This window comes from Streptomyces sp. JH002 (genome assembly GCF_050916115.1).
In the GTDB taxonomy this organism is placed as follows: Bacteria; Actinomycetota; Actinomycetes; order Streptomycetales; family Streptomycetaceae; genus Streptomyces; species Streptomyces xiamenensis.
The window spans coordinates 4,456,706-4,472,568 of record NZ_CP087989.1; the positions used below are offsets into that span (position 1 = coordinate 4,456,706).

The 15,863-nt window shown below is 72.7% G+C and carries 13 protein-coding genes and 1 pseudogene; 7 read left to right on the plus strand and 7 right to left on the minus strand.

Annotation, left to right across the window (positions count from 1 at the left end):
* Positions 1-39 precede the first annotated feature (39 nt).
* Entirely contained in the window at positions 40-2,016 is a 1,977-nt protein-coding gene (locus tag H7827_RS20410; protein WP_432748014.1) for a GTPase, read from the plus strand.
* A 377-nt stretch (positions 2,017-2,393) separates the two neighbouring features.
* Positions 2,394-3,026, plus strand: coding sequence for an OsmC family protein (locus tag H7827_RS20415; RefSeq protein WP_386538808.1), 633 nt, complete (start codon positions 2,394-2,396; stop codon positions 3,024-3,026).
* Between the two features lie 54 nt (positions 3,027-3,080).
* On the opposite strand, the gene H7827_RS20420 is transcribed toward H7827_RS20415, so the two are convergent.
* Positions 3,081-3,920 carry a DUF1684 domain-containing protein gene (locus tag H7827_RS20420; protein ID WP_432746852.1) on the minus strand — a complete coding sequence of 280 codons (840 nt, stop codon included), beginning with the start codon at positions 3,918-3,920 and terminating at the stop codon, positions 3,081-3,083.
* A gap of 429 nt (positions 3,921-4,349) precedes the next feature.
* Here H7827_RS20420 and H7827_RS20425 point away from each other — a divergent pair, with 429 nt between their 5' ends.
* The 4 genes from H7827_RS20425 to H7827_RS20440 all read left to right on the plus strand — a co-directional run bounded on the left by H7827_RS20425 (position 4,350) and on the right by H7827_RS20440 (position 8,739).
* Positions 4,350-5,762, plus strand: coding sequence for a Cys-Gln thioester bond-forming surface protein (locus H7827_RS20425; RefSeq protein ID WP_432746853.1), 1,413 nt, complete (start codon positions 4,350-4,352; stop codon positions 5,760-5,762).
* A gap of 222 nt (positions 5,763-5,984) precedes the next feature.
* The gene (gene ettA, locus H7827_RS20430) at positions 5,985-7,649 is read left to right on the plus strand and encodes an energy-dependent translational throttle protein EttA (RefSeq protein ID WP_030725458.1); all 1,665 of its coding nucleotides are present in this window, start codon (positions 5,985-5,987) and stop codon (positions 7,647-7,649) included.
* 17 nt (positions 7,650-7,666) lie between these two features.
* Positions 7,667-8,092: an acyl-CoA thioesterase gene (locus tag H7827_RS20435; protein WP_030725460.1), complete on the plus strand. Its 426-nt coding sequence runs from the start codon at positions 7,667-7,669 to the stop codon at positions 8,090-8,092.
* Complete coding sequence (locus tag H7827_RS20440; protein WP_432746854.1) at positions 8,089-8,739, plus strand: hypothetical protein; 651 nt, start codon at positions 8,089-8,091, stop codon at positions 8,737-8,739. Before H7827_RS20435 ends, H7827_RS20440 begins: the two co-directional genes overlap by 4 nt.
* Before the next feature lie 84 nt (positions 8,740-8,823).
* Here H7827_RS20440 and H7827_RS20445 read toward each other — a convergent pair whose 3' ends face one another.
* A complete protein-coding gene (locus H7827_RS20445) occupies positions 8,824-9,693 on the minus strand; it encodes a helix-turn-helix domain-containing protein (RefSeq protein WP_432746855.1) in 870 nt (289 codons plus the stop codon).
* Between the two features lie 119 nt (positions 9,694-9,812).
* Here H7827_RS20445 and H7827_RS20450 point away from each other — a divergent pair, with 119 nt between their 5' ends.
* A complete protein-coding gene (locus H7827_RS20450) occupies positions 9,813-10,217 on the plus strand; it encodes a globin (protein ID WP_386541944.1) in 405 nt (134 codons plus the stop codon).
* 50 nt (positions 10,218-10,267) lie between these two features.
* On the opposite strand, the gene H7827_RS20455 is transcribed toward H7827_RS20450, so the two are convergent.
* From H7827_RS20455 to H7827_RS20475, 5 genes and pseudogenes are all read right to left on the minus strand, one after another.
* Positions 10,268-11,338: an ABC transporter permease gene (locus H7827_RS20455; protein ID WP_432746856.1), complete on the minus strand. Its 1,071-nt coding sequence runs from the start codon at positions 11,336-11,338 to the stop codon at positions 10,268-10,270.
* Complete coding sequence (locus H7827_RS20460) at positions 11,335-12,072, minus strand: ABC transporter ATP-binding protein (RefSeq protein WP_432748015.1); 738 nt, start codon at positions 12,070-12,072, stop codon at positions 11,335-11,337. Before H7827_RS20460 ends, H7827_RS20455 begins: the two co-directional genes overlap by 4 nt.
* A 20-nt stretch (positions 12,073-12,092) precedes the next feature.
* A complete protein-coding gene (locus H7827_RS20465) occupies positions 12,093-13,004 on the minus strand; it encodes an FHA domain-containing protein (RefSeq protein ID WP_432746857.1) in 912 nt (303 codons plus the stop codon).
* A 42-nt stretch (positions 13,005-13,046) separates the two neighbouring features.
* The gene (locus H7827_RS20470) at positions 13,047-14,324 is read right to left on the minus strand and encodes a vWA domain-containing protein (RefSeq protein WP_432746858.1); all 1,278 of its coding nucleotides are present in this window, start codon (positions 14,322-14,324) and stop codon (positions 13,047-13,049) included.
* A pseudogene (locus H7827_RS20475) lies at positions 14,321-15,388 on the minus strand (PP2C family protein-serine/threonine phosphatase); the annotation flags it as partial. The gene H7827_RS20470 and the pseudogene H7827_RS20475, both read right to left, overlap by 4 nt.
* Positions 15,389-15,863: the final 475 nt, after the last annotated feature.

The following is a 15,863-nucleotide window of genomic DNA, read 5'->3' on the forward strand; positions in this document are numbered from 1 at the left end:
CCATCCACGACAAGGAGACCGCCGGTGCCGCAGAGGACCATGACGGCGGAACACCAGGGCAACGGCTGGGACGACGGCCTCATCGCCCGCCGCGCGCTCATCGACGACGTGCCCACGGGGCGCGCCACCGAACTCGCCACCGCCGTGCCCGCCCCCGCGCACGGCGCCGAGGCCCCCGAGGACCGCGCCCTGCAGATCCGGCTGGGCGCCCTGCGCGAGCTGATCGGCCTCTCCCGCGCCCGACTGGACGCCGGCGCGCTCACCGACGCAGGCAAGGTGATCGACGAGGCGGCGGCCCGCCACCGGCTGCCCAGGACGTACACCACCGTCGCCATCGCGGGCGCCACCGGCAGCGGCAAGTCCACCCTCTTCAACGCCATGGCCGGCGCCAACCTCTCCGAGACCGGGGTACGCCGCCCCACCACCGCCAACGCCGTCGCGTGCAGCTGGCCCGCCGGCAAGGGACGCGGCGGCGACGGGCTGCTGGAACGTCTCGCCATCCCCGTCCGTGCCCGGCGCCGCGCCCATGTGCCCGACCCGGCGCTGCGCGGCCTGATCCTGCTCGACCTGCCCGACCACGACTCCATCGCCCCCGACCACCGCGAACAGGTGGACCGGCTGCTGGGCCTGGTCGACGCCGTGATCTGGGTGGTGGACCCCGAGAAGTACGCCGACGCCCTCTTCCACGAGCGCTACCTGCGGGCCTTCGCCGGACACGCCGAGGTCAGCATCGTCGTCCTCAACCAGGCCGACCGGCTGCCCGGCGAGGCGGTGGACGCCGTGCTGGACGATCTGCGCCGGCTGCTGGACGAGAGCGGCATCGCACTCGGCGAGCACGGCGAACCGGGCGCCGCGGTGCTGGCCGTCTCCGCCCTCACCGGGCAGGGCGTGCCCGAACTGCGGCAGCTCGTCGGCGAACTGGTCGGCGGCCGGTCGGCCGCCGCCAAGCGGCTCACTGCGGACGTGGACGGGGTCACCAGGCGGCTGCGCCCGCTGTACGTGGGGGAGGAGGCCGAGAGCCCCGCCGGGCTGACCCAGCGCACCCGGGAGGACTTCGAGGACCGGCTCGCGCAGGCGGTCGGCGCCCAGGCCGCCGGACAGGCCGCCGAACGCGGCTGGCTGCGGCGCGCCGACCGGGCGTGCGGCACGCCGTGGGCGCAGCTGGCACGCCGCATGGCGTTCCGACAGGCGCAGCGGCGTGGTGAGCCGCCGGCGCTGCTGGCCCGCCGGCTGGCCGGCGACCCGGCCCCCGCCGTCTCCCGCCCGGGCCTTGAGCAGGCGGTACGGGAGCTGGCCGAGGACGCCTCGCGTGGGCTGCCGCTGCCCTGGTCCACCGCCGTGCACGACGCGGCGTGGCGTGGCGCGCAGGGCCTGCCGCGCGCCCTGGAGTCCTCGCTGGCCCGCCCCCCGGAGCAGGCCGACGGCGACAAGTCGACACGGCGGCAGAAGCAGGAGAAAGAAGAGGGGAAGGAGAAAAGGGGGAAGAGCGACAAGCCGGACCGGCCCAGGCGCTGGTTCGCCCGCCACCGGCAGCCCGAACTGACGGTGCTCAAGCCGCCGCCCGGCACCGTACCGGCCGCCCCCCTGCCGACCGGACCGGCGAACCCGGCCCTGCAACTGCCCCGCCCCGGCTGGTGGTCGGTGGCCGCCTTCGGGCAGGCGCTGCTGCTCGCCGCCCAACTGCTGGGCGTCAGCTGGCTGCTGGCCGCCCTCGTCGGCTTCCCGGTGGCCGGACGCTGGCTGCCGCTGGTGCTGCTGCTCGGCGGCTCGGTCGGCGGCCCGCTGCTGGCCTGGACCTGCCGCCTCGCCGCCCGGGGACCGGCGCACAGCTGGGGCCGCAAGGAGGAGTGGCGGCTGCGCAGGCTCGCCGCCGACGCGGGCCAGAGCCACGTCCTGGAACCGGTGGCGGCGGAACTCATGCGCTACCGGGAGGTCCGCGAGCAGTACGCCATCGCCGCCTCGCCGACCGGCTCCGCCGATGACCCGATCCCCCCGGCCGTGCTGTCCGAGGGCTGATATGGCCCTTGACGCGGCAAAGGTGCCTGCATAGCGTCGGCCGCGACCGCCAGGAAGAACAGGACCCGCGGAGAGGAGCCGTCGTGCCGCCACGCCCGTACGGCGCCCCCGTCCGTCCCCTGGTCGGCTTCGCGCCCGCCCGGCGCCGGCACATCGATCTGCTGCGGGTCGCCGGCACCCTCTGTCGCGCCTGACGCACCACTCTCCCCCTCCGGACGCGGCGGCCCCGGTACGTGACGTACCCGGGCGCCCGCGTCGCTCCGCGCACCCGCGCACCCCCTGATGTCCCCCTCCCGGCCCCCGCGCGTTCCGCACGCCGCGGCGCGCCCGCGCGCGCTCCGCCCCGGGGTGGGACCCGTCACCGGAAGGACCCCGCCATGAGCACCACCCCCAGGACCACGAAGAAGCCCACGAGCGGCGGGATAGCCGCACCCGACGCCGAGGTGCTGGACACCGCCCCCGACCCGCAGCCCGGTCTCCGCGCCTACCTGGAGGTCAAGCGGGCCGCCCTGCTGGCCCGGCGCGAGGCCGCGCGCGCCAACCCGCCGACCCGGCCCAACCGGCTGCGGGCCCGCGCCAGCGCCGAGGCGCGCAGCGGGGTGCGGCGCATCCGGATCCGGCACCACCAGATCCTGAGCGACTCGCCGCTGGACTTCGCCGGGTACGACCTGGGCCCGGCCTCGCCCGAGATCCAGCTGGGCGTGCTCTCCAGCTGCCTCACCCACGTCTTCCTGATCCAGGCCGCCGACCTGCGGGTGCCGCTGGACTCGCTGGAGGTCGAGGTGGACGCCGACCTCGATCCCCGGGCCGGGAAGCCGGGGTTCGAGGACACCCCGATCTACCCGCACAACATCAGCTACACCGTGCACGTCACCTCGCCCGCGCCGGCCGAGCGCATCCGCGAACTGCACGAGGCGGTCGAGCGCAACTGCCCGATCTACAACCTGCTGGTCAACCCGCAGCAGGTCAGCGGGCGGGTCGTGCTGACCGGCAGCCCGCGCGAGGTCTGACGGCGGGGCGGGTCGCGGCGGGCGTCGGAGAGGAGCCCGCCGCGACCCGCAGGGTCAGGCGCCGCCGCGTTCGCGGGGCAGCCGCTCGCCCGCCTCGACGGCCGGCGCCAGCCGGTTCTCGCGGGGAGGCAGCGGGCAGGTCGCCAGATCGGTGTACGCGCAGGGCAGGTTGACCGCCCGGTTGAAGTCCACGGTCACCCGGCCCCCGGCGTCCGGCGGCGCGATCGACAGGGAACGGTTCGCCGCGTACGTGGTCACCCCCGAGGTGGCGTCGGTGAACAGCACGAACAGCGCGCCGGGCCGGCCCCCGTTGAACGCGGTCAGCCGGTGGGTGACGCCGTCGATCGCGAACTCGATCTCGCCCGGCGCGGTCAGGACGTGTTCCAGCCCCTCCACGACCGCGCCGACCGTCACCGGCCGGGGCGCGTCGAACGGCAGGAAGCGACCGGGGCGCGCCCAGCGCGGGTCGGGGGCGTAGGCGGGGGTGCCGGTGAAGCCGGTGCGCAGCGGGTTGGCCGGGTTCCGGGGGCGCAGCACGGGCTGACCGCCGCGCCGGGCCACCTCGACCACGAGATCGCCGGAGGTGGCCGACACGCTGCCGCCGTCCGGCAGTGCGGTGAACCGGTGCCGCCGGGGGAGGGGTTCGCCGTCCACGGTGAGCGTCTCGCCGTCGGACAGTTCGACCAGGACCGTCCCGTCCTGGTCGGTGGACCAGGTGCCGGGCGCGTCCTCGGACCGGGTGGGCTCCGGGGTCAGCCAGCGCATGCTGGTGATCGCCAGGAAGCCGTGCGGGGCGGCCAGGGAGCGGTCACGTTCGTCGTGCCAGGCCCGCCAGTCGCGGGCGAACGACGCGGGGTCGGGGTCGGTGGGGTGTGCGGCGGACGCGGTTGTCACAGGGGTCTCCGGTCGGGGGAGCGGGCGTACGGGGGCGGGGGAGGGCGCCGGTGTTCCGGCGTCAGGCCGTACAGGAGGCCGTGGTGACCCGCCCCAGATCGATGTGCCGACGGGACGTCAGGGCTGCCGCTCGCATGGGGACGAGAATGCGCGGGATCGCCCCGGTACGTCAATGAGGTGGGGCACACCCGGCATCCTCAGGCGCTCCGGAAGGGGTCTCCGACCGGCCGGTCGGGCGGGTGCCGTGAATGTTCCCATTCCGAGCGATTCTGAGGTAACGATTCCACGTCGGAAGGCTTAAGACTGTCTACGGGCGGGGACACACAGCAACTCCCTCTCTACGATCCGGCAGTACGCACGGGGAAGTTGATGAGCGTGCCGCCTCAAGTGCGGCTGCGCGCCCCCGTGATCGCCGTGGAGGGGACTTACATGATGTTTGCACGCAAGCGGGTCGCCGCCCGCCTTGCGGCTACCGCCGTCGCCACCGGGCTTGCCGCCGCCGGCGTGCTGGCCACCGCCGGCCCGGCCCTCGCCGACCAGACCCCGGGCAACGGCGGTGCGACCGCCACGCTGGCCGGACTGCGCGTCAGCGACAAGATCGACGTGACGAAGGACGGAAGGACCCGCGAGTACAGCGGCGGGCTCTTCTACCTGAACGCGGACGACGGCGGCACCCTGAAGACGTACTGCATCGACTTCGGCACGCCCACCAAGCCGAGCGCCAAGTACCAGGAGACCGACTGGGACTCCTCGCGTCTGCACAACCTGCAGGAGGAAGCTGCCAAGATCCACTGGATCCTGCAGAACTCCTACCCGGTCGTCGATGACCTCAACTCCCTTGCCGAGGCCGCCGGTGCCAACGAGCTGACCGCCGAGCAGGCAGCCGCCGGTACCCAGGCCGCCATCTGGGAGCTGTCGGACGGCGTCGAGGCCACTCCGAAGAACGAGAACGCCGCGAAGCTCGCCGACTGGCTCGGCGACAACGCCGAGGCCGTCGACGAGCCGCGTGCCTCCCTGGAGCTCAGCCCCCGGGAAGTCACCGCCAAGCCCGGCCAGCTGTCCGAGCCGGTCACCGTGCACACCAGTGCCGACTCCGTGGTTGTCTCCACGGACCCTGCCGCTGCCGCTGCCGGTGTCACGGTCGTGGACGCCAACGGTGAGACCATCACCGAGTCCACTCCGGTGACCGACGGCACCGAGCTGTTCTTCTCCGTGCCTGAGGGCGCCGAGGACGGTTCCGCCTCCCTGAGCGCCACCGCCACCTCCCCGGTGCCGGTCGGCCGTGTCTTCACCGGTGTGGGCATCGAGACTCAGACCATGATTCTCGCGGGCTCCTCCGAGTCGTCCGTCTCGGCGGGTGCGACGGTCCACTGGAACGACAGTGGTCCCAACCCGGCGGTCACCGCCGAAGAGGTCTGCGCCGAGGGCGGCGTCGTGCTCACCGTCAGCAACAGTGGCGATGAGCCGTTCACCTTCAAGCTCAGCGGCGAGGACTACGAGATCGCTCCTGGGAGCCAGGAGCAGGTGACGGTTCCGGTCGAGAACGGCCAGGCCTACGAGATCACCATCGAGAACCTGCCCGGCAAGGACCCCTGGGTTTTCAAGGATGTCCTGAACTGCGACACCGCCGGTGAGGAGCCGATCGCCGAGCCCGAGCCCGAGACCCCCGCCGAGAACGAGCCCGCCCCGGCCACCACCGGCGGCAGCGGCCCGGACCTGGCCGAGACCGGCTCCAGCTCCAACCTCGGCATGATGGCCGGCATCGCCGTGGGCCTGCTGGCCGTCGGTGGCGGCGCGGTGTTCTTCCTCCGCAAGCGGGCCGCCGGCTCCGCCGCGGAGTAAGCACCAGCACCACTCAGCACTGCCCGTACCGGCGGTGAGCGGCCGTTTCGCACGGTGATCGCCGCCCGTACCCGAAGGGGCGGGTCCCACCCGGGACCCGCCCCTTTCGCGTCCCTTCGCTCTCTAGCACACCCCCGGCCGGTTTCCGCCCGGGGCATGCCATGCGGCAGGATGGACGCATCCACTCTTCCGCCCCTTCACTGATTAGCCGGACGGTTTCTGTTGGCTGAGTACATCTACACCATGCGCAAGGCGCGCAAGGCACACGGCGACAAGGTGATCCTTGACGACGTGACCCAGAGCTTTCTGCCCGGGGCCAAGATCGGTGTCGTGGGCCCCAACGGCGCGGGTAAGTCCACCGTGCTGAAGATCATGGCCGGTCTGGAGCAGCCCTCCAACGGTGATGCCTTCCTCACTCCGGGTTACAGCGTCGGCATCCTGCTCCAGGAGCCGCCGCTGGACGAGACCAAGACCGTGCTGGAGAACGTCCAGGACGGCGTGGCCGAGGTCAAGGGCCAGCTCGACCGGTTCAACGAGATCGCCGAACTGATGGCGACCGACTACTCCGACGCGCTCATGGAAGAGATGGGCGCGCTCCAGGAGAAGCTGGACCACGCCAACGCCTGGGACCTGGACGCCCAGCTGGAGCAGGCCATGGACGCCCTGGGCTGCCCGCCCGGCGACTGGGAGGTCACCAAGCTCTCCGGTGGCGAGAAGCGCCGCGTGGCGCTGTGCAAGCTGCTGCTGGAGCAGCCCGACCTGCTGCTGCTGGACGAGCCCACCAACCACCTGGACGCCGAGTCGGTGAACTGGCTGGAGCAGCACCTGGCGAAGTACCCGGGCACCGTGGTGGCCATCACCCACGACCGGTACTTCCTCGACAACGTCGCCCAGTGGATCTGTGAGGTCGACCGCGGCCGGCTGCACGGCTACGAGGGCAACTACTCCAAGTACCTGGAGACCAAGCAGGCGCGTCTGAAGGTCGAGGGCCAGAAGGACGCCAAGCGCGCCAAGCGGCTCAAGGACGAGCTGGAGTGGGTCCGCTCCAACGCCAAGGGCCGGCAGGCCAAGTCCCGCGCCCGTCTCGCCCGTTACGAGGAGATGGCGGCGGAGGCCGAGAAGACCCGCAAGCTGGACTTCGAGGAGATCCAGATCCCGCCGGGTCCGCGTCTGGGCAGCGTGGTCGTCGAGGTCGACCACCTGACCAAGGGGTTCGGCGACAAGGTGCTCATCGACGACCTGTCGTTCACCCTGCCGCGCAACGGCATCGTCGGGGTGATCGGCCCCAACGGCGCCGGCAAGACCACCCTGTTCAAGATGATCATGGATCTTGAGAAGCCGGACTCCGGGAGCATCAAGACCGGCGAGACGGTCAAGGTCTCCTACGTCGACCAGTCCCGCGCCAACATCGACCCCAAGAAGACGCTGTGGGCCGTCGTCTCCGACGAGCTGGACTACATCAACGTCGGCCAGGTCGAGATGCCCTCGCGGGCGTACGTCTCCGCGTTCGGCTTCAAGGGCCCGGACCAGCAGAAGCCGGCCGGGGTCCTGTCCGGCGGTGAGCGCAACCGCCTGAACCTGGCGCTCACCCTCAAGCAGGGCGGCAACCTGCTGCTCCTCGACGAGCCGACGAACGACCTGGACGTGGAGACGCTCTCCTCCCTGGAGAACGCCCTGCTGGACTTCCCCGGCTGCGCCGTGGTCGTCTCCCACGACCGGTGGTTCCTGGACCGGATCGCCACCCACATCCTCGCCTACGAGGGCGACTCCAAGTGGTTCTGGTTCGAGGGCAACTTCGAGGCCTACGAGAAGAACAAGGCCGAGCGCCTGGGCCCGGAGGCCAGTCGTCCGCACCGGGCGACGTACAAGAAGCTCACCCGGGGCTGAGGGGCGGAGGAAGAGCCGTGCGGCATGTGTACGAGTGCCCCTTGCGCTGGTCGGACATGGATTCCTTCGGGCATGTCAACAATGTGATCTTCCTGCGGTACCTGGAAGAGGCCCGGATCGACTTCATGTTCCGGCTGGCGCGGCAGGCCGACTCCGGTGCGTTCACCGGCGGTTCGGTCGTCGCACGGCATGAGATCGACTACCTGCGCCCGCTGGTGCACCGGCACACGCCGGTCACCGTCGAGCTGTGGGTGGCGAAGGTGGGCGGCGCCTCGGTGACCGTGGCCTACGAGGTCAAGGACCCCGAGCAGGTGTACGTGCGGGCCGCCACCGTGGTGGTGCCCTACGACCTCCAGGCGGGCCGGCCGCGCCGGATCACCGAGGAGGAGCGCCGCTTCCTCGCGCACTACCAGGACGACACGGCCGGGAGCGGTACCGCGTGAGCCTGTCGTTCGCCGAGCGGGGGGAGGCCGCCGAGCTGGCGGCCCTCCTCGCCCGGCTGCTCCGCTGGGAGAAGGCGGCGGCCGCCCGGCTCCAGGCGGACGGGCAGGTGCTCGGCGTGTTCGCCAAGCCGGCCCGCTTCGACGTGCTGGCGATCCGCCCGCTGCGGCTCGCCGAGCCCGCCCGCCTCGACATCACCGTCTCGGCGGGCGAGCTGCTGGAGGGCATCGACGAGGCCGCAGGCACGGCGCGCGTCCCGGCGGCGGTGACCGGCCCGTCCTGGGCGGGCGTGCTGCCGCCGCGCGGCGGCTGGGAGCCGGTGGCCGAGCTGGAGCACGCCGGGGTACGGGGCGCGGCCGAGGCCGTGGTCGCGGAGTTCCGGGAGCGTACGGAGGCGCTGGCCGCCACCGAGCGCACCAGGGACGCGCTGGACGCCCTGGCCGAGGAGATCTGGAGCCGGACGCTGTCCGGCACCCCGCTGCCGCTGCGTGCCGTGCACGCGGCCCGCTCGCTGGGTTTCCTGCGGGCCGCGGCGCCGGTGGCGGTGCTGGCCCGGGGCGTGTGGCTGCGGCTGCGCACCCCGCTGGGATCGATCGCGGTGCGCCGGCCTGGTACCACCACCCCGGGTCTGACGGTGACCCCGCGCTGACACGTTCGGGTGGCCGATCACCGCGGGGTTGACATCGGTCCCGGCGGGCGGTGCGCCACGGGCGGGGTGCGGGCCCCGTCCGGATCACATCTCGCGGGCGATGAACTGGATCAGCTGCCGCGACTCGCCCTCGTCGAGGGCGATCTTCTCGGAAACTTCCAGCAGTCTGCGGTACTTCTCCAACTCCTCCGCCGCGTGCAGGAAATCACCGCCGAAAGGCGTGTCCACCTCGACCGTGTCCAGTTCCCGCACCGGCCCGTACGCATAGAGAAATGACTGACCGTGCCCGGGAATGTCCTCCTGGGAAAACGGAATCACCCGCAGCTCGACCGAGGGCCACTCGGTCACCTTCAGCAGCCACTCCAGCTGCCCGCGCGCCGTCGCACGGCCCCCGTACCGCATCCGCAGCGCGCCCTCGTGGATGATCGCCTGGCACCTGGGCGGGTTCTCCCCCCGCAGCAACTCCCCGCGCCGCAGCCGCACCGCCACCCGCGCCGCCAGCAACTCCTCGTCCGGCGGCGGCACCGAGCCCGCCATCACCGCACGCGCGTACTCCGGCGTCTGGAACACCCCGGGCACCAGCAGCAGATGCACCATCCGCAACGCCGTGCTGTGGTGCTCCAGCTCCGCCATGTCCACATTGCCCTGCGGTACCTTCCCGCGGAACGCGTCCCACCAGTTGCCGCCCCGGTGCTCGCGGGCCATCGCGCACAATTCACCGACCAGCCGCTGATCGCGGCACCCGTAGAACTCCGTCAGCCGGTGGATCCGCGTCTCACTGATTCCGCGCCGCCCGGATTCGATATTCGACATCTTCGCGCGATCCGTACCGATCCACGCCGCCGCCTCGTGCGCGGCTTTACCGGCCTGCTCCCGCAACTTCCGCAATTCGGCACCGAGCCGCGCCTCGCGCGCGCTCGGAAGATCCCTCGGCGGCATCCTCGCCCTCCTCATTCACGACCGCATCAGTCTGCCGCGCCCTGTCGCCCCCGGTCTACTCTCCGTGAGTTCCCGGCCGGGGGCGCTCCCCGGACACATTCCGGAGGCAGGAACGGGTCTGCGACCATGGAGGAGTGACTGAGATCCGACGCGGCACCCTGCACACCGAGACCTTCTACGAGCGGGTCGGTGGCGAGCCCACCTTCCGCAAGCTCGTGAAGCGCTTCTACCAGGGCGTGGCCGACGACCCGCTGCTGCGGCCCATGTACCCCGAGGAGGACCTGGGCCCGGCAGAGGAGCGCTTCACGCTCTTCCTCATGCAGTACTGGGGCGGCCCGCGCACCTACAGTGACAACCGGGGCCACCCCCGGCTGCGGATGCGGCACGCCCCCTTCACGGTCGACCGCGCGGCGCACGACGCCTGGCTGCGGCACATGCGGGACGCCATCGACACGCTCGGCCTCGCCGAGGAGGACGAGGCCGAGCTGTGGCGCTACATGGTGTACGCGGCCGGTTCGATGATCAACACCCCCGGCTGACCGCGGCCCGACAGCCGCCGGGCCGCAGGTCAGCGGGGTACCGCGGACGCTCAGGCGTCCCAGCGGAACAGCTTCGCCGCGATCGCGGTGAGCACCGCGGTGAACAGCAGCAGCCCGCCGATCACCGGAAGCGCCGTCTCCCAGCCGCCACCGCGGCTCAGGACGTCCGACAGCGCGTCGTTGAGATGGCGCAGCGGCAGCAGCTGGGCGATCCCGCTCAGCCAGCCGGGCATGACATCGGTGGGGAAGAAGGACCCGGCCAGGAACGCCATCGGCATGATCACCACCTGGAGGATGCCGTTGGCCGCCTCCTCGGTCTTCGCCACCGCCCCGATCACCAGGCCGATCGACATGAACGCCAGCGAGCCGCTCAGCACCAGCGGGATCGACAGCCACCAGCTCCCGCTCAATCGCAGCCCGTAGAACGGGATGCAGGCGATGCCCAGGAACAGGGCCGTCTGCACCAGCGCCAGCGCCAGCGTCACCCCGACCCGGGCACCGATGATCGTCGCCGGGTGGATGGGTGCCAGCCACAGCCGCCGCAGCAGCCGGGACTTGCGCCACCCCACCAGGGTGAGGGCCGACAGGAAGGCCCCGCCCATCGCGATCGCCCAGCCCAGCAGACCGGGCGCCAGGTACTGGATCGGCTTGACCGAGTCGTCCTCGACGGTATCGGTGGCCAGCCGGTAGGCCGGCGGCTGGCCCGTCGCCGCCTGGTTCGCGGCCTCCACCAGCGACTGGAGCACGCTGCGGACGGTGCCGGCCCGTACGCCGTCGGCCTCCGAGTAGCGCAGCTCGACGGTGTCGCCCGACTGCCAGATCGCGCCGGCCACCTCGCCGCCGCGCACGTCCTCCAGCGCGCTGTCGAGATCGGCGGCGCGCCGGAACTCCACCACCTTGTCCAGCTCGGCGCGGGCGTCCTCGGGCAGCCCGTCCAGCACTTCGACCTCGCCGACCTGCGCGATCGGCGAGCGCGAGATGCTGTTGTCCTGGAAGAGCGCGCCGAAGAGCACCAGGAACATCAGCGGGAAGATCATCATGAAGAACACGGCGGTGCGGTCGCGCAGCAGACCCAGCGCCATGTTCTTGGACAGCGGCAGCAGGCCGGAGGAGCGGCTCATTCGCGGAACTCCCGTCCGGTCAGCTGGAGGAAGACGTCCTCCAGGGTGTCGACGCCCAGCTCACTGATCAGCTCGGCGGGCGGCCCGGTGCGCAGGATGCGGCCCGCGTCCATGATCGAGACCCGGTCGCACAGCACCTCCGCCTCGTCCAGATAGTGCGTGGTGAGGACGACGGTGCGGCCCTCGGAATTGATCTGCCGCAGCAGGTCCCACAGATTGCGGCGGGCCTGCGGGTCCAGGCCGGTGGTGGGCTCGTCCAGGAACACCAGTTCCGGATCGTGCACCAGCGCGCAGGCGATCGACAGCCGCTGCGCCTGTCCGCCGGACAGCTCACTGTCGCGGACATCGGCCTTCTCGGCCAGGCCCACCGACTCCAGCATGGCGTCGGCGCGGTCGGTGGACACCCCGTACAGCGCGGCGAAACTGTGGATCTGCTCGCGTGCCGAAAGCTTCTCGAAGAACGCGGACGCCTGGAGCTGCACGCCGATGCGGCGCAACAGGCCCCGGTTGCGCGGCCAGGACGGGGTGCCGAGCAGCTCGGCGGTCCCCTCGTCGGGGCGGCGCAGCCCCTCGATCATTTCCAGCGTGGTGGTCTTGCCGGCGCCGTTCGGCCCGAGGATTCCGTAGAACTCCCCCCGCGGAACCTCGAAGCTGACGCCGTCGACGGCCTGTGTGTCCCCGTATTTCTTGCGCAGACCCGCCACGGATATGGCGGGTCCGCCCCCCTGGTCCATGCTCACGACGTGCTGGGCCCCTATCCCCGGTAAAGAGTGATGGTCGTCCACGCCCCGACATGCACCCGGTCGCCCTCACGCAGCGGTACCGGGACGAAGGGCTGGACCGGGTCTTCCGAACCGTTGACGGTCGTGCCGTTGGTGGAGTCCTGATCCACCACGGCCCAACTGCCGTCCGGCTGCTGGACGAGGACGGCGTGCTGATGCGAGACGCCCGGGTCCTCGGAAGGCTGTGACAGGTCGATGTCCGGGCTCTCCCCGGTGGACTGGCGGCGGCGGCCGATGGTCACCTGCGGGCCGTTCAGCGGCACCTGCCGGGGCGGGGCGTACGGGGGGAGGCTCAGCTGGGCGGCCTCGGGGCCCGAACGGCGCATCATCGCCTGGAAGTAGTCGGGGTCGGGGCCCACCGTCACCATCCAGGAGGCGGCGGTGTTCGGATAGCCGTAACCACCCTGCCCCTGCTGCTGGTGCGGCATCGGCGGCGGGAGCACCCAGTCACCGGTCTGGCCCGGGGCGCCGCCGCCCGGCATCGGGGCCGGCGGGGCGGGGGGCGGCTGCTGGTGACCGTAGGGCTGCTGGTGGGGCGGCGCCCCGGGTATCGGCGGGCCGTCCGCACGCGCCGGAGGTATGTAGGTGGTGGGGGAGTTGGTCAGGAAGTTGTACCGGCAGCCCTCGCAGAACGGCGCCTGCGCCTCGCGGGGAGTACGGCACTGCGGACACATCTCGGGCGGCCGGCCCGGGTGGTGCTGCATGGGCGGGCCCGCCGGGTAACCGGGCGGGCCGGGAGGCACGGGGGGACCCGGCGGAGCCGGGTGCTGACCGAAGGCGCCGGGGGGCGGGGGCATCGCGGCGGCGGGCGCCAGCATGCGGTAGCCGCACACCTCGCACCAGTCCTCGGCCGACGACTGGTGACCGTTCGGGCAAGTCGGCACGTTACGCCCTCCCCCTGCTTCCGCTGATTCGTCTCATGTCGACTACTTCTTTACCCGGACCGTCTTCGTCGACCTCGTCTCCAGGGTCATCTCGTCGGCCTCGGCGACTTTCGCCTTCAGTCGAACAGTACCTCTCGCCGCATCCTCCACGTCCACCACCTTTGCCAGCAGTTGTGAGGTCTGTTCATTCCCCGAGCGGTGCGCCAACTGGACGGCGCGGCCCAGTTTGGCCGTCGCGCCACGCGCGTCACCGCGCTTGCGCAGGTCAATGCCCTGCTGGATGACCGAGGCCAACTCCTCCTGCCCGGTGTAGTGGGCGACCTGCGGGTTGAGGGTGGTGGCGGCCGCCATGTCGGAAGTCCACACCGCGCGGATCAGCCCCGGCCGGACCGCAACGGGCTCGCCACCGGCCCGCACCAGCGACACCCGGGCCGCCAGCATCTCCTGCCCCACGTCGCACGGCGGGACATGGAGAGCGAGGTGATAGTCGCGGGACTCCGCGCCCCACGCACCGGTCGGGTAGTCGCCGGCGCGCGGCGGCGCCTCCGTACGGCGGTCGGTGAGATCGGCGACGGCCGGCGCCACCTGCTTCACGAAGCGGACGCCCGCCCCCAGCGGAGTCCACAGCCGCAGGCTGACATCGCCGACCTCCTTGCCCATGACCGACTCCATCATCGCGGTGAAGTCGGCCGTCAGACCGGCCGGTTCGGCGACGATGTCGGCGGAGCCCAGCAGCGCCCCGGCGATCTGGGTGACCTCCCTGACCTCCCAGTCCGTCCCCACGCCACGGGCGTCACAGGTGAAGTGGCCCGCGCACCGGGCGAGGGCCTCGCGCAGCCGCTCCGGCTCCTCGTGCTCGTTGCGGCCGTCGGTCAGCAGCAGGCCGTGCCGGATCGGGGCGGTGGAGGTGGCCAGCAGGCGCTCGGCGAGCAGCAGCCACGTACTGATGGCGGTGCCGCCGGTGGCGGTCAGGCCCGCCAGGGACGCCTTGGCCGCCCGGCGGGTGGCGGCGTCCGCCACGGCCAGCCGGCCCGTGCCCGGGAAGACCTCCCGGGCCCGGTGGGTGCCGGCGACGACGGCGAAGGCCGTGCCGTCGCGCAGCGTGTCGATGGCCGCCTCGGTGGCCCGGCGGGCGCCGTCCATCTTGGACGGCGGATAGTTCATCGAGCCGGAACAGTCCACCATGATGACGACCGCCGCCTCGCCCGCCCGGTCGCCGCCGGTGGCGGAGACCGTGACGATGGCGTGCACCTCGTCGGCGCCCTGGTACAGGAACTCGTTCTGGTAGACGTCGACGCCGAAGACCGGCTCTGTACTCATCCGGCCGCTTCCACCACCGGGAAGGGCAGGACCGCGACCGTGACATTGTCGTGGCCGCCCGACTCCAGGGCGTGCCGCACCAACTGCTGCGCGGTCGGCAGCGGTGTCTCGCGGGCCGTGGCGGGCACCAGGTGCGCGAGCCGCTCGGCGGACTCGGCGTAATTCCACAGGCCGTCCGTGCACACGATCACCACGCCGGGACGGTCCGGCTTGAACGACGCGGTGTGCGGCTCGACCTCGACGGCGTCCGCGCCCAGCCAGGCGGTGATGGCGTGCGCGCGGTGATCCGCCATCGCCTCGGCCTCGCTGAGCAGGCCGGCCGCGACCATCTGCGCCGCCCACGAGTCGTCCTCGGTGAGCCGGGCGGGAGCGGCGCCGCGCTCGGCCGGAATCCAGTAGGCGCGGCTGTCGCCGACCCACCCCACGGTGAGGATGCCGCCGGCGGTGACGGCGCCCACCAGGGTGCACGCCGGGGCGTTCTGACCCGGCTCGGCGGCGGGGTCGGCGAGATCGGCGACGGCACGGGCGGCGGACAGAACGGCGTCGTGCATGGCCTGCTGGCCCGAGACGCCGCGCGGGAGTGAGGCGAGCAGCGACTCCGCCGCCGCCTCGGAGGCGGCGGCGGACGCCTCGTGGGGGCGGGAGGAGGAGGACACGCCGTCGCAGACGATGGCGATGACGGCGGGCGAACCATCGGCGAGGGCGGTCGCCGAGACGGTGAACGAGTCCTCGTTGCGGTGGTGCCGCAGCCCGAGGTCACTGACGGCCGCGACGCCACCGAGCGCGCGCTCGACATGATCGCGCTGCCCGGGCTGCGCGCGGCCGCAGTCGGCGCAGTAGCCGTCGCCGTCGACACGGCCGGTGCCGCAGACGGCGCACAGGACGGGGTTCGTCTCGCGGGTGGGCGGCCGGGAGTCGCGGGTGCGCGGATCAGCGGCGGCGCGCGGGTCGGCGGGCGCGGACGCCGGGGTTGGGGCCGGCGGGGGCGTGGCGGCGGCCGCGGTGGCCCGGGGGTCGAGCGAGGGAATGCGGGGCCCGCCACCGGACGCGGGCTGCGGCGGCGGCAGGGTGAAGTCGGGCTCGGTGGGCGTATATCCGTCGGCCGCACCGGCCGGCTGGGCCGCCGGGCGTCCGGAACCCGGGTTCTGCGGCGCGGAGGCGGCGGGCGCGTGGGGCTGCTGCGGTGCGGCGGCGGGCACGGCCGGTGCGGAGGCCGGCTTGGCGGCCGGCGACGGGGAGTTGCCCGGGGCGGAGCCCTTGGCCTGCGCTGCCGGGGCCGGGGCCGGGGCCGAGCCGGCGGCAGCGGGCCGGGACGGGTTGGGCGCGGCAGGGTTCGCGCCCTGCGGTGCCGGTGCCGGGGTCGCGGCTGTTGCGCCCTTCGGCGCGGTGGCCGGCCGGGGTGGCTGCGCTGCGGGAGCGGCCGGGGCGGGGCTCTTGGCCTGCGGCGCCTGTGTCGCGGGAGTCGCGGCCGGGGCAGCGGCCGGGGGCCGCGTCGCGCCGGGAGCGGTGGGGTTCGGGCTCTGCGGAGTCGTGGCTGCC